Raw genomic sequence first — 14,020 nt, 5'->3', positions numbered from 1 at the left:
ATATCATCTCTTCGCCAAAACATCTTCGGCGTTGTAAGGTTAAGCCTCACGGTTCATTAGTACTGGTTAGCTCAACGTATCGCTACGCTTACACACCCAGCCTATCAACGTCGTCGTCTTCAACGTTCCTTCAGGACCCTTAAAGGGTCAGGGAGAACTCATCTCGGGGCAAGTTTCGTGCTTAGATGCTTTCAGCACTTATCTTTTCCGCATTTAGCTACCGGGCAATGCCATTGGCATGACAACCCGAACACCAGTGATGCGTCCACTCCGGTCCTCTCGTACTAGGAGCAGCCCCCCTCAATTCTCCAGCGCCCACGGCAGATAGGGACCGAACTGTCTCACGACGTTCTAAACCCAGCTCGCGTACCACTTTAAATGGCGAACAGCCATACCCTTGGGACCTACTTCAGCCCCAGGATGTGATGAGCCGACATCGAGGTGCCAAACACCGCCGTCGATATGAACTCTTGGGCGGTATCAGCCTGTTATCCCCGGAGTACCTTTTATCCGTTGAGCGATGGCCCTTCCATTCAGAACCACCGGATCACTAAGACCTGCTTTCGCACCTGCTCGAGCCGTCACTCTCGCAGTCAAGCTAGCTTATGCCTTTGCACTAACCTCCTGATGTCCGACCAGGATTAGCTAACCTTCGTGCTCCTCCGTTACTCTTTAGGAGGAGACCGCCCCAGTCAAACTACCCACCAGACACTGTCCGCAACCCGGATTACGGGTCTACGTTAGAACACCAGCCATTAAAGGGTGGTATTTCAAGGTTGGCTCCACGCAGACTGGCGTCCACGCTTCAAAGCCTCCCACCTATCCTACACATCAAGGACCAGTGTTCAGTGTCAAGCTATAGTAAAGGTTCACGGGGTCTTTCCGTCTTGCCGCGGGTACACTGCATCTTCACAGCGAGTTCAATTTCACTGAGTCTCGGGTGGAGACAGCCTGGCCATCATTACGCCATTCGTGCAGGTCGGAACTTACCCGACAAGGAATTTCGCTACCTTAGGACCGTTATAGTTACGGCCGCCGTTTACCGGGGCTTCGATCAAGAGCTTCGCCTTACAGCTAACCCCATCAATTAACCTTCCGGCACCGGGCAGGCGTCACACCGTATACGTCCACTTTCGTGTTTGCACAGTGCTGTGTTTTTAATAAACAGTTGCAGCCAGCTGGTATCTTCGACTGATTTCAGCTCCATGGGTAAACCACTTCACCTACATATCAGCGTGCCTTCTCCCGAAGTTACGGCACCATTTTGCCTAGTTCCTTCACCCGAGTTCTCTCAAGCGCCTTGGTATTCTCTACCTGACCACCTGTGTCGGTTTGGGGTACGATTTGATGTTACCTGATGCTTAGAGGCTTTTCCTGGAAGCAGGGCATTTGTTACTTCAGCACCGTAGTGCCTCGTCATCACACCTCAGCGTTAGTAAGCGTCCGGATTTACCTAAACGCTCCGCCTACATGCTTAAACCGGGACAACCGTCGCCCGGCTAACATAGCCTTCTCCGTCCCCCCTTCGCAGTAACACCAAGTACAGGAATATTAACCTGTTTCCCATCGACTACGCCTTTCGGCCTCGCCTTAGGGGTCGACTCACCCTGCCCCGATTAACGTTGGACAGGAACCCTTGGTCTTCCGGCGTGCGGGTTTTTCACCCGCATTATCGTTACTTATGTCAGCATTCGCACTTCTGATACCTCCAGCATCCCTCACGAGACACCTTCGCAGGCTTACAGAACGCTCCCCTACCCAACAACACATAGTGTCGCTGCCGCAGCTTCGGTGCACAGTTTAGCCCCGTTACATCTTCCGCGCAGGCCGACTCGACCAGTGAGCTATTACGCTTTCTTTAAATGATGGCTGCTTCTAAGCCAACATCCTGGCTGTCTGAGCCTTCCCACATCGTTTCCCACTTAACTGTGACTTTGGGACCTTAGCTGGCGGTCTGGGTTGTTTCCCTCTTCACGACGGACGTTAGCACCCGCCGTGTGTCTCCCGTGATAACATTCTTCGGTATTCGCAGTTTGCATCGGGTTGGTAAGTCGGGATGACCCCCTAGCCGAAACAGTGCTCTACCCCCGAAGATGAGTTCACGAGGCGCTACCTAAATAGCTTTCGGGGAGAACCAGCTATCTCCCGGTTTGATTGGCCTTTCACCCCCAGCCACAAGTCATCCGCTAATTTTTCAACATTAGTCGGTTCGGTCCTCCAGTTAGTGTTACCCAACCTTCAACCTGCCCATGGCTAGATCACCGGGTTTCGGGTCTATACCCTGCAACTTAACGCCCAGTTAAGACTCGGTTTCCCTTCGGCTCCCCTATACGGTTAACCTTGCTACAGAATATAAGTCGCTGACCCATTATACAAAAGGTACGCAGTCACACCCCAAAGGGTGCTCCCACTGCTTGTACGTACACGGTTTCAGGTTCTTTTTCACTCCCCTCGCCGGGGTTCTTTTCGCCTTTCCCTCACGGTACTGGTTCACTATCGGTCAGTCAGGAGTATTTAGCCTTGGAGGATGGTCCCCCCATATTCAGACAGGATACCACGTGTCCCGCCCTACTCATCGAGTTCACAACCTGTGCATTTTGGTGTACGGGACTATCACCCTGTACCGTCGGACTTTCCAGACCGTTCCACTAACACACAAGCTGATTCAGACTCTGGGCTGCTCCCCGTTCGCTCGCCGCTACTGGGGGAATCTCGGTTGATTTCTTTTCCTCGGGGTACTTAGATGTTTCAGTTCCCCCGGTTCGCTTCGTTAACCTATGTATTCAGTTAACGATAGTGTGTCGAAACACACTGGGTTTCCCCATTCGGAAATCGCCGGTTATAACGGTTCATATCACCTTACCGACGCTTATCGCAGATTAGCACGTCCTTCATCGCCTCTGACTGCCAGGGCATCCACCGTGTACGCTTAGTCGCTTAACCTCACAACCCGAAGATGTTTCACTTCTGATTGCGAAAATTTGAGAGACTCGAACACACCGCTTATCTGTTCTTATTACGGAGAACAGACACAGTGTGTCGTTTCAATTTTCAGCTTGATCCAGATTTTTAAAGAGCAAATATCTCAAACGTCACCCGAAGATGAGTTTTGAGATATTGAGGTCGGCGACTTTCACTCACACAAACCAGCAAGTGGCGTCCCCTAGGGGATTCGAACCCCTGTTACCGCCGTGAAAGGGCGGTGTCCTGGGCCTCTAGACGAAGGGGACACTGAAGTCTCAATCGCAAGACGCCTTGCTATTTACTTTTCATCAGACAATCTGTGTGAGCACTTCAAAGAACGTTTCTTTAAGGTAAGGAGGTGATCCAACCGCAGGTTCCCCTACGGTTACCTTGTTACGACTTCACCCCAGTCATGAATCACAAAGTGGTAAGCGCCCTCCCGAAGGTTAAGCTACCTACTTCTTTTGCAACCCACTCCCATGGTGTGACGGGCGGTGTGTACAAGGCCCGGGAACGTATTCACCGTAGCATTCTGATCTACGATTACTAGCGATTCCGACTTCATGGAGTCGAGTTGCAGACTCCAATCCGGACTACGACATACTTTATGAGGTCCGCTTGCTCTCGCGAGGTCGCTTCTCTTTGTATATGCCATTGTAGCACGTGTGTAGCCCTACTCGTAAGGGCCATGATGACTTGACGTCATCCCCACCTTCCTCCAGTTTATCACTGGCAGTCTCCTTTGAGTTCCCGGCCGAACCGCTGGCAACAAAGGATAAGGGTTGCGCTCGTTGCGGGACTTAACCCAACATTTCACAACACGAGCTGACGACAGCCATGCAGCACCTGTCTCAGAGTTCCCGAAGGCACCAAAGCATCTCTGCTAAGTTCTCTGGATGTCAAGAGTAGGTAAGGTTCTTCGCGTTGCATCGAATTAAACCACATGCTCCACCGCTTGTGCGGGCCCCCGTCAATTCATTTGAGTTTTAACCTTGCGGCCGTACTCCCCAGGCGGTCTATTTAACGCGTTAGCTCCGGAAGCCACTCCTCAAGGGAACAACCTCCAAATAGACATCGTTTACGGCGTGGACTACCAGGGTATCTAATCCTGTTTGCTCCCCACGCTTTCGCACCTGAGCGTCAGTCTTCGTCCAGGGGGCCGCCTTCGCCACCGGTATTCCTCCAGATCTCTACGCATTTCACCGCTACACCTGGAATTCTACCCCCCTCTACGAGACTCAAGCTTGCCAGTTTCAAATGCAGTTCCCAGGTTGAGCCCGGGGATTTCACATCTGACTTAACAAACCGCCTGCGTGCGCTTTACGCCCAGTAATTCCGATTAACGCTTGCACCCTCCGTATTACCGCGGCTGCTGGCACGGAGTTAGCCGGTGCTTCTTCTGCGAGTAACGTCAATCGCTGTGGTTATTAACCACAACGCCTTCCTCCTCGCTGAAAGTACTTTACAACCCGAAGGCCTTCTTCATACACGCGGCATGGCTGCATCAGGCTTGCGCCCATTGTGCAATATTCCCCACTGCTGCCTCCCGTAGGAGTCTGGACCGTGTCTCAGTTCCAGTGTGGCTGGTCATCCTCTCAGACCAGCTAGGGATCGTCGCCTAGGTGAGCCGTTACCCCACCTACTAGCTAATCCCATCTGGGCACATCCGATGGTGTGAGGCCCGAAGGTCCCCCACTTTGGTCTTGCGACGTTATGCGGTATTAGCTACCGTTTCCAGTAGTTATCCCCCTCCATCGGGCAGTTTCCCAGACATTACTCACCCGTCCGCCACTCGTCACCCGAGAGCAAGCTCTCTGTGCTACCGTTCGACTTGCATGTGTTAGGCCTGCCGCCAGCGTTCAATCTGAGCCATGATCAAACTCTTCAATTTAAGTTTGATGCTCGTGAATTAAACTTCGTAATGAATTACGTGTTCACTCAGAGACTTGGTATTCATTTTTCGTCTTGCGACGTTAAGAATCCGTATCTTCGAGTGCCCACACAGATTGTCTGATAAATTGTTAAAGAGCAGTGCAACGCGGCTTTCGCTCACCGTTGCGAGGTGGCGTATATTACGCTTTCCTCTTTCAGAGTCAACCCTCATTTTCAGGTTTTTCTCTTCAACCAACCCGGCTACTTAGTGTGAAGTGATTCACGTTTGCCGTCTCAGTGGGTGCGCATTATAGGGAACTTTGTTTTTTGCACAACCCCTTTTCTCAACTTTTTTTCTAAGTGTCGTTTTTTCACACTTTTCGCTCTGTAAGTATGCAATTTGCTTAATTTTTGAGATGAGAAACCCCAGGATTGGGCCGATAATGAGAAAGTATCCCACCATGACACCGTTTTAATGAGGTAAACATGTCTGCCGTTCTACGCCGCTATAAAGATTTATTCCCCGTCATCGGCAAACGCGTGATGATTGACCCCACCTGCGCAATCATCGGCGACGTTCGTCTGGCGGATGATGTCAGCATCTGGCCGCTGGTTGCCGCGCGCGGCGACGTGAACTATATCCAGATTGGCGCACGCAGCAATATTCAGGATGGTAGCGTGCTCCATGTGACACATAAGTCAGCCAGGAACCCCGAAGGTAATCCGCTAATCGTCGGCGAAGACGTTACCGTTGGCCATAAAGTGATGCTGCACGGCTGCACCATCGGTAATCGGGTATTGGTCGGGATGGGTTCGATTCTGCTGGATGGCTCGGTCGTCGAAGACGACGTCATGATTGGCGCGGGCAGCCTGGTGCCGCAGCATAAACGCCTCGAAAGCGGATACCTTTATCTGGGCAGCCCGGTAAAACAGATTCGACCGCTAAAAGAGGCCGAAATCGAGGGATTACGTTATTCGGCCAATAACTATGTGAAATGGAAAGATGACTATCTGGATCAGGACAGCCAGACCCAACCCTGAGCGTCTTCCTGCCGATCGCGAATCAGATCGCTGGCTTCTTCTTCAAGATCCCAGCGATTCTCGCTAAACAACGCGAGCCATTGCTGCGGGTTATCGCCGCCAAAGCGATGAGTCATCGTTTCTGCATTTAACGCGCACATTAACTGCATACCGTTTACCAGCGCCGGAAAACAAACGGCCTGCAGATCGGCACGCCACTCTTCGCGGTCGGGAAACTGAATCGCCTGATTCATACGCCCAGCTCGCGCTTGAGGGATGCGATCACCGGTTCAACGTCCGGTAAAACGCCGTGCCACAATAAAACGGCATGCGCTGCCTGTCCCACCAGCATCCCCAATCCATCAGCATAGCGTTTGACGCCGTGCTGAATGCACCAGGCCAGAAATGCCGTATTGCCTTGCTGATAAAACATGTCATAGCAACATACCTGCGGGCCCACCAGTGAAGCGGGAATAAGCGGCGTCTCACCAGAAATGCCGCTGGAGGTGGCATTAATGATCAAATCGAACTCGTATCCTTCAAGCTCACACATCGGCTGCGCGCTGACGCTGCCGGTATGACGAAACAGTTCCGCGAGAGTCTGCGCCCGCGCATGAGTCCGATTGGTAAGGGTGACGCGACAATCCAGCGAAAGCAACGGCAGCAGCACCCCGCGCGCCGCGCCGCCAGCGCCAATCAGCAGGACGCGATAGCCGGGCTTAATCAGCCCAAGTCGTTCGAGGTCGCTCAATAGCCCAATACCATCGGTGTTGTCACCAAGGATTCGTCCATCATCAAGGCGTTTAAGCGTATTTACCGCCCCCGCCAGAGCCGCACGTTCGGTGAGTTCATCGGCACGTGAAAAAGCCTCTTCTTTAAAAGGCACCGTCACATTCGCCCCTTTACCGCCCTGCTGGAAAAAAGCCTCCAGCGTCGCAACGAAACCATCCAGCGGCGCCAGCATGCGACCATACGGATGCGCGATGTTCAACTGCTCGGCAAACTGTTGATGGATGAACGGTGATTTGCTGTGGGCAATCGGGTTACCAAAAACGACGTAGCTTTCCATCAGTTATCCCTGGCGAAAACGTTCGCCCGTTAAGGCATCAAGAATCTCTGACGGATTCATCCGCCCCCCCGTTGGCGCATCCACGATCGGGAAATCGTCGCCAAACTGCGCAAGCACTTCCGCCGTGGTTCGGCAAGGAGGCAGGCCAGTCAGGTTCGCGCTGGTCGACACCAAAGGTTTGCCATAGGCCTGGCAGAGCTCAATAACTACCGGGTGATCGGTGACGCGAACGGCCAGCGAGTTAAAGCGGCCGGTCAGCCAGGCGGGAGTCGTTGGCTTCGCGGGGAAGACAAACGTCACCGGCCCGGGCCAACGCGCGAAGACCGTGGCATGCTGCTCATCGGTCAACTGACTGTCGTCAATATAAGGTTGAAGTTGTTCGAAGCTCGCGGCAATCAGGATCAGCCCCTTTTCTACCGGACGCTGTTTTAACGCCAGCAGCCGCATTACCGCTTCTTCATTATCAGGATCGCAACCCACGCCAAACACGGCTTCGGTTGGATAGGCGATGACTTCTTTATTATTCAGAGCAACAACCGCACGCTGCACGGCCTCTGATGGCAGGTTTTTATTCACTGATTTGTTTCGCCGGAACCGGCTTTCCACATTGTTTACTGGCACAAAAACGCTTTACGCCCTGCGCCGTTTTCTTTTCGATAAGCAGCGGGTAGTGGCACTCGGGGCACTCCCCCGCAACCGGTGTGAAGTTAATGACGAACTGACATTCCGGGTAACGATCGCAGGAATGAAAGGTTTTACCGTAACGCGAACGGCGCTGCACCAGATGCCCTTGCTGGCAGGCTGGACAGGCAATCGCAGTTTCATCCGGTTTATCAATAACCTCAGTATGTTCACATTCTGGATACTGACTGCATCCAATGAACATACCAAAGCGCCCCTGACGCAGCACCATTACGGCACCACACTTGGGACACATCTGCCCCTCCAGAATTTTAACGATATGACCGTCCGCCTGACTTTTCAGGGGACGAACGTAGTCGCATTCCGGATAATGGGAACAGCCAAGAAACGGCCCGTGTTTACCGGACCGTATGACTAATTCGGCCCCGCACTGCGGGCAGGGCTCGTGTTTAGGCACCGAAAACAGTGCTGATTTGACCATAACAACTCTTGATGCCACAAAATGATTTAATGCAGCATACCTTCATTCGTCTCGAAGAGTAATTCTTCCATTTGTTGATACGCGTTTTCACAGCCCGGAAGATTGAACAGAACCATCAAAATGACCCATTTCAGCTCTTCCAGCTCAAACTCTGCGGTATCCAGAGCCATCACGCGCTCAATAACCATTTCCCGCGTTTCGAGGTTCAGCACCTGAATCTGCTCCAGGAATAACAGGAACCCTCGGCAGCTTGCATCCAGACGCTGGCTCTCCTCCTGTGTGAAAATACGTACGGAGAGAGGATCGGATGCTAGCTGCATCGGTTCTACGAGGCCTTCCTGATAGTCGGCGAGCTTTTCCAGCCATATTAGCGCGTTGAAGATATCTTCACGTTCGAACCCCGCATCGGTAAGATCCCGAGTCAATTTGTCCTGATCTACGCGCATGTCTGTTTCGTTATGGATGTAGGTCTCAAACAAATACATTAGTACGTCGAACATGGCCTGCCCTCCTTAATCGGACATAGCCGCCGGGTACAGCTGCGATCCATCCTGCTAACTCCAGTTCAAGTAGCTGGGCCACGGTCACTGGCACAGGTTGGCCGGCACGTTCAGCGACGACGTCAACAGGTGTTACCTCATCTCCTACGTTAGCCAGGAGCTCAGGAAATGGCAATGCTACGGATTCCTTATCTGCACAATAATTTGCCATTTCTGCTCGTTCGGACAAATGTCTGTTTAATCCCGGGAAAAGCACCAGAATATCCTCAGGCTCCGTGACGGCGATCGCGCCTTGTTTGATAAGCCAATGCGGCCCCTCCATACCCGGATGACCAAGCGGCCCGGGGATAGCGAACACTTCGCGCCCCTGTTCAAGCGCACAACGAGCCGTCACCAGCGAACCGCTTCGCAGCGCGGCTTCCACAACCAGTACGCCGCGACTTAACCCGCTGATAATGCGGTTACGCCGCGGGAAATGGTAAGGCGCGGGCATCGCCATAAGCGGGAATTCTGACACCAGCGCCCCGCCGTGTTCCACAATGCTTTGCGCCAGTGACCGATGTCGGTAGGGATAGATATGATTCAGCCCGCTGCCGAGGACCGCAATCGTGCTGCCACCCGCCTGCAACGCCCCCCGATGGGCAACACCATCGATGCCTAACGCCAGGCCGCTGGTAATCGTGATGCCGAGTTTCGCCAGCGATTCACACAAATAGCGCCCCCAGCGCTCACCGTACAGAGAGTGTTGCCGGCTCCCGACAACGGCGAGCTGTGGGGAATGCAACAATGCCAGATTCCCGCGGACGCACAATACCGCCGGGTAATCGCTAATGGCGCGAAGCGGTTCCGGGTACAAGGGCGAATCCGCAAATAAAAGATGGTTGTCTGATTCCGCCAGCCAACGGTTGGCGGCCTCCATCTCGGCGGGTGAAAAAGCGAAAAAACGTTCGGCCTGCTTAATGCTGAAGCCCAAAGCGTAAAGCATTTGATGGGTAATGTGAGCTTCCTGACGCAGCACACACAGCGCGTGCAGCATGCCATCGCCATACAAATCATTCACCTTTAACAAACGAAAGGCGAGTTCCTCGGGTGACATCCTTTCCCCCTTGCCACATGCGGCATTAGCAATCTTTGCGATTGGTCAGTGACTCTGTCAATTAGAGGGGGTTTTGTCTAGAATAGAGGTAATAATCTTTCCTACTCCTGAACAGAACTCTGGATATTTATGGCAGTTTTGCAAGTATTACATATCCCGGACGAGCGCCTTCGCAAAGTCGCCGCGCCGGTAAAAGAAGTGAATGACGAAATCCAGCGTATCGTGGACGATATGTTCGAAACCATGTACGCCGAAGAAGGGATTGGTCTGGCGGCGACCCAGGTCGATATCCATCAGCGTATTATCGTTATCGATGTCTCTGAGAATCGTGACGAACAGCTGGTGCTGATCAACCCGGAACTACTGGAAAAAGACGGCGATACCGGCATTGAAGAAGGCTGCCTGTCCATTCCGGAACAGCGGGCGCTGGTTCCTCGTGCCGAACGCGTGAAAATTCGCGCCATTGGCCGTGATGGTAACCCCTTCGAGCTGGAAGCGGACGGCCTGCTGGCTATTTGCATTCAGCATGAAATGGACCACTTAGTCGGTAAGCTGTTTATCGATTATCTGTCGCCGTTAAAGCAGCAACGTATTCGTCAGAAAGTTGAAAAACTGGATCGCCTGAACGCGCGTGCCTAAGGATAAGGATTAACGTGTCAGATTCCCTACGTATTATTTTTGCGGGTACTCCTGATTTTGCAGCGCGTCATCTTGACGCGCTGTTGTCGTCTGAGCACCAGGTGGTTGGCGTATTTACCCAGCCAGATCGCCCTGCCGGTCGCGGTAAGAAGCTGATGCCAAGCCCGGTAAAAGTGTTGGCGGAAGAAAAAGGCATTCCGGTCTTTCAGCCAGCCTCGCTGCGTCCTGAAGAAAATCAGAAGCTGGTCGCGGATCTACAGGCCGACGTCATGGTCGTGGTCGCTTATGGACTTCTCCTGCCGAAAGCCGTGCTGACTATGCCGCGCCTTGGGTGCATTAACGTTCACGGTTCGCTGCTACCGCGCTGGCGCGGCGCTGCGCCAATTCAGCGCTCGCTGTGGGCGGGTGACAGCGAAACCGGCGTGACCATCATGCAAATGGACGTGGGTCTGGATACCGGCGATATGCTGCATAAGCTCTCCTGCCCAATTACCCCAGACGACACCAGCGCCAGCCTTTACGATAAGCTGGCTGAACTTGGCCCGCAGGGCCTACTGCACACGCTGCATTTGCTGGCAACCGGCACGGCGACACCTGAAGTGCAGGATGAAGCTCTGGTTAGCTATGCAGAGAAGCTGAGCAAAGAAGAAGCCCGTGTTGACTGGACGCTCAGCGCAGCTCAGCTGGAACGCTGCATTCGCGCCTTTAATCCGTGGCCGATGAGCTACATCGTTATCGACGAGCAGCCGGTTAAAATCTGGCAAGCTTCGGTGATTGATAAACCCGCAGGCGCCGAGCCGGGGACCATCCTCGAAGCCACCCGCCAGGGTATTCAGGTCGCGACCGGCGACGGCATCCTCAATCTTCTCTCTCTGCAACCCGCGGGTAAGAAGGCCATGAGCGCTCAGGATCTGCTTAACTCACGCCGGGAGTGGTTCGAGCCCGGAAACCGTCTACTCTGACGGTTGACACCTTTTTAAAGCCCGGAGTCTCCGGGCATTTTTATTTTTACGGTTATGAAAAAACATCTTAATTTACGCAGTATGGCGGCCCAGGCCGTTGAACAGGTCGTCGAAAAGGGGCAGTCGTTAAGCAATGTGCTGCCCGCCATGCAGCAAAAAGTGGCCGATAAAGACAAAGCGCTGCTTCAGGAGCTGTGCTTCGGCGTGCTGCGCACCCTTTCCCAGCTTGAGTGGATGATCCAACAGCTGATGGAACGCCCGATGACGGGCAAACAGCGTACCGTCCATTACCTGATCATGGTGGGCTTCTACCAGCTGCTGCATACCCGTATTCCACCGCATGCCGCGCTGGCGGAAACCGTTGAAGGCGCCGTCGTCATTAAGCGTCCACAGCTGAAAGGGCTGATCAACGGCGTACTGCGTCAGTTCCAGCGCCGTCAGGAAGAACTGCTCGCTGAATTCGCACAAAGTGATTTGCGCTTCCTTCACCCTTCCTGGCTGGTAAAACGCATTAAAGCGGCCTATCCGCAGCAGTGGGAAAGCATCCTTGAGGCCAATAACCAGCGCCCGCCGATGTGGCTGCGCGTCAACCGCACTCACCACTCGCGCGACGCCTGGCTTGATCTGCTCACAGAAGCCGGTATGACGGGTTTCCCGCATGCTGACTACCCGGATGCGGTGCGTCTGGAAACGCCAGCGCCTGTACACGCCCTCCCTGGTTTTGACGAAGGTTGGGTGACCGTTCAGGATGCTTCCGCTCAAGGATGCGTAAACTACCTGCTGCCGGAAGACGGCGAGCAAATCCTTGACCTGTGTTGTGCGCCGGGCGGCAAAACCACGCACATTCTCGAAGTTGCACCGCAGGCCGACGTATTGGCCGTCGACGTTGACGAAAAACGTCTGTCACGCGTGTATGACAACCTGAAGCGGCTGGGTATGAAAGCGACGGTGAAACAGGGTGATGGTCGTTATCCTGAACAATGGTGCGGCGATCGGCAGTTCGATCGTATCCTGCTGGACGCGCCGTGTTCCGCAACAGGGGTGATTCGTCGCCACCCGGACATTAAATGGCTCCGTCGCGACCGTGATATTGCCGAGCTGGCACAGCTGCAGGCCGAGATCCTCAACGCAATCTGGGCACACCTGAAGCCAGGTGGTACGCTGGTGTACGCCACTTGTTCCATTCTGCCGGAAGAAAACCAGCAGCAAATTGCCGCGTTTCTCTCCCGCACGCCGGATGCCGAACTGCACGAAACCGGTACGCCAGAGCAGCCAGGCCAACAGAATTTACCAGGTGCCGAAGAAGGTGATGGTTTCTTCTACGCTAAGCTAATCAAAAAGTGATGAAATAACGGGTCGCAACTGATGAAAATTATCATTCTGGGCGCCGGACAAGTCGGCGGTACGCTGGCGGAAAACCTGGTCGGGGAAAACAACGACATCACGATCGTTGACACTAACGGCGAACGCTTGCGCAGCCTGCAGGATAAATTCGACCTTCGCGTGGTACAAGGCCACGCCTCCCACCCACGCGTTCTGCGCGAAGCCGGTGCCGACGATGCCGATATGCTGGTCGCGGTTACCAGTTCGGATGAAACCAATATGGTCGCCTGCCAGGTGGCCTACTCGTTATTCAATACGCCAAACCGTATTGCACGAATCCGCTCACCGGACTACGTACGCGACGCCGATAAGCTCTTTCACAGCGATGCCGTACCGATCGATCATCTGATCGCGCCTGAGCAATTGGTTATCGACAACATCTACCGGCTGATTGAGTATCCCGGCGCGCTGCAGGTGGTGAACTTCGCAGAAGGTAAAGTCAGCCTGGCTGTGGTGAAGGCTTACTACGGCGGTCCGCTAGTGGGTAATGCGCTCTCAACGATGCGTGAGCATATGCCGCACATTGATACCCGCGTGGCGGCGATTTTCCGCCATGACCGCCCAATTCGCCCGCAGGGATCCACTATTGTCGAAGCCGGTGATGAAGTGTTCTTTATCGCCGCATCACAGCATATTCGCGCGGTAATGAGTGAGCTACAACGTCTGGAGAAACCTTACAAGCGCATCATGCTGGTTGGCGGTGGTAACATCGGTGCGGGGCTAGCACGCAGGCTGGAAAAAGATTACAGCGTGAAGCTGATTGAGCGTAATCAACAGCGAGCGGCCGAGCTGGCAGAGAAACTGCAAAACACCATCGTCTTCTTTGGCGATGCCTCGGATCAAGAGCTGTTGGCTGAAGAGCATATTGATCAGGTCGATCTATTTATTGCCGTCACCAACGATGACGAAGCCAATATCATGTCGGCGATGCTGGCTAAGCGGATGGGCGCCAAGAAAGTGATGGTGTTGATCCAACGCCGCGCTTATGTCGATCTGGTCCAGGGCAGCGTGATCGACATTGCGATCTCTCCGCAGCAGGCCACCATCTCCGCGCTACTGAGCCACGTGCGTAAAGCGGATATCGTGGGCGTTTCATCGCTCCGCCGCGGTGTTGCTGAAGCCATCGAAGCCGTCGCACACGGCGATGAAAGTACTTCGCGCGTGGTTGGCCGAGTGATTGACGAAATTAAACTGCCTCCAGGCACCATTATTGGTGCGGTGGTGCGCGGAAATGACGTCATGATTGCTAATGACAATTTGCGTATTGAACAAGGCGATCACGTCATTATGTTCCTGACCGATAAAAAATATATTTCCGACGTCGAACGCCTGTTCCAGCCCAGTCCTTTCTTCCTTTAATTTCCCAAAGGCGCTCAATAGAGCGCTTTTTTA

General features: G+C 53.7%; 11 protein-coding genes, 1 tRNA gene and 2 rRNA genes. 5 read left to right on the top strand and 9 right to left on the bottom strand.

The window, feature by feature from the left end:
• Positions 1-35: 35 nt before the first annotated feature.
• From ABTW00_RS02355 to ABTW00_RS02345, 3 genes are all read right to left on the bottom strand, one after another.
• A 23S ribosomal RNA gene (locus ABTW00_RS02355) occupies positions 36-2,943 on the bottom strand.
• Between the two features lie 211 nt (positions 2,944-3,154).
• Positions 3,155-3,230, bottom strand: a tRNA-Glu gene (locus ABTW00_RS02350).
• Between the two features lie 85 nt (positions 3,231-3,315).
• A 16S ribosomal RNA gene (locus ABTW00_RS02345) occupies positions 3,316-4,855 on the bottom strand.
• Together the 16S and 23S rRNA genes with 1 tRNA gene alongside form the textbook arrangement of a ribosomal RNA operon.
• A 467-nt stretch (positions 4,856-5,322) precedes the next feature.
• Here ABTW00_RS02345 and ABTW00_RS02340 point away from each other — a divergent pair.
• On the top strand, positions 5,323-5,877 hold the full coding sequence (locus ABTW00_RS02340; RefSeq protein WP_433638620.1) for a gamma carbonic anhydrase family protein: 555 nt from the start codon (positions 5,323-5,325) through the stop codon (positions 5,875-5,877).
• On the opposite strand, the gene ABTW00_RS02335 is transcribed toward ABTW00_RS02340, so the two are convergent.
• Genes ABTW00_RS02335 through dprA form a run of 6 tightly spaced genes read right to left on the bottom strand, consistent with a single transcriptional unit; the run spans position 5,853 to position 9,644 of the window.
• Positions 5,853-6,110 (bottom strand): DUF1488 domain-containing protein, encoded by a 258-nt coding sequence (locus ABTW00_RS02335; protein ID WP_065358271.1) that lies wholly within the window; start codon positions 6,108-6,110, stop codon positions 5,853-5,855. The two genes, ABTW00_RS02340 and ABTW00_RS02335, sit on opposite strands and share 25 nt — an antisense overlap.
• Entirely contained in the window at positions 6,107-6,925 is an 819-nt protein-coding gene (gene aroE / locus ABTW00_RS02330; RefSeq protein WP_065358272.1) for a shikimate dehydrogenase, read from the bottom strand. The genes ABTW00_RS02335 and aroE overlap by 4 nt, the downstream gene beginning before the upstream one ends.
• A gap of 3 nt (positions 6,926-6,928) precedes the next feature.
• Entirely contained in the window at positions 6,929-7,501 is a 573-nt protein-coding gene (gene tsaC / locus ABTW00_RS02325) for an L-threonylcarbamoyladenylate synthase type 1 TsaC (RefSeq protein ID WP_433638617.1), read from the bottom strand.
• Positions 7,494-8,048: a DNA topoisomerase family protein gene (locus ABTW00_RS02320; protein ID WP_433638615.1), complete on the bottom strand. Its 555-nt coding sequence runs from the start codon at positions 8,046-8,048 to the stop codon at positions 7,494-7,496. The genes tsaC and ABTW00_RS02320 overlap by 8 nt, the downstream gene beginning before the upstream one ends.
• A gap of 26 nt (positions 8,049-8,074) precedes the next feature.
• Positions 8,075-8,548 (bottom strand): DUF494 family protein Smg, encoded by a 474-nt coding sequence (gene smg / locus ABTW00_RS02315; protein ID WP_064541675.1) that lies wholly within the window; start codon positions 8,546-8,548, stop codon positions 8,075-8,077.
• On the bottom strand, positions 8,520-9,644 hold the full coding sequence (gene dprA, locus ABTW00_RS02310) for a DNA-protecting protein DprA (RefSeq protein WP_433638612.1): 1,125 nt from the start codon (positions 9,642-9,644) through the stop codon (positions 8,520-8,522). Before dprA ends, smg begins: the two co-directional genes overlap by 29 nt.
• A gap of 129 nt (positions 9,645-9,773) precedes the next feature.
• Here dprA and def point away from each other — a divergent pair, with 129 nt between their 5' ends.
• The 4 genes from def to trkA are packed head-to-tail and all read left to right on the top strand — an operon-like array spanning position 9,774 to position 13,987.
• On the top strand, positions 9,774-10,283 hold the full coding sequence (def, locus tag ABTW00_RS02305) for a peptide deformylase (RefSeq protein ID WP_064541669.1): 510 nt from the start codon (positions 9,774-9,776) through the stop codon (positions 10,281-10,283).
• A 14-nt stretch (positions 10,284-10,297) separates the two neighbouring features.
• Entirely contained in the window at positions 10,298-11,245 is a 948-nt protein-coding gene (fmt, locus tag ABTW00_RS02300) for a methionyl-tRNA formyltransferase (protein ID WP_433638608.1), read from the top strand.
• 54 nt (positions 11,246-11,299) lie between these two features.
• Positions 11,300-12,589: a 16S rRNA (cytosine(967)-C(5))-methyltransferase RsmB gene (rsmB, locus tag ABTW00_RS02295; RefSeq protein ID WP_433638605.1), complete on the top strand. Its 1,290-nt coding sequence runs from the start codon at positions 11,300-11,302 to the stop codon at positions 12,587-12,589.
• A gap of 21 nt (positions 12,590-12,610) precedes the next feature.
• Positions 12,611-13,987 (top strand): Trk system potassium transporter TrkA, encoded by a 1,377-nt coding sequence (trkA, locus tag ABTW00_RS02290; protein WP_064541661.1) that lies wholly within the window; start codon positions 12,611-12,613, stop codon positions 13,985-13,987.
• The last annotated feature ends 33 nt before the right edge of the window (positions 13,988-14,020 follow it).

Source organism: Kluyvera georgiana (assembly GCF_050990895.1).
Taxonomy (GTDB): Bacteria; Pseudomonadota; Gammaproteobacteria; order Enterobacterales; family Enterobacteriaceae; genus Kluyvera; species Kluyvera georgiana.
Note: the sequence above shows the minus strand (reverse complement) of the source record. Positions and strands in the feature narration are given on the sequence as shown.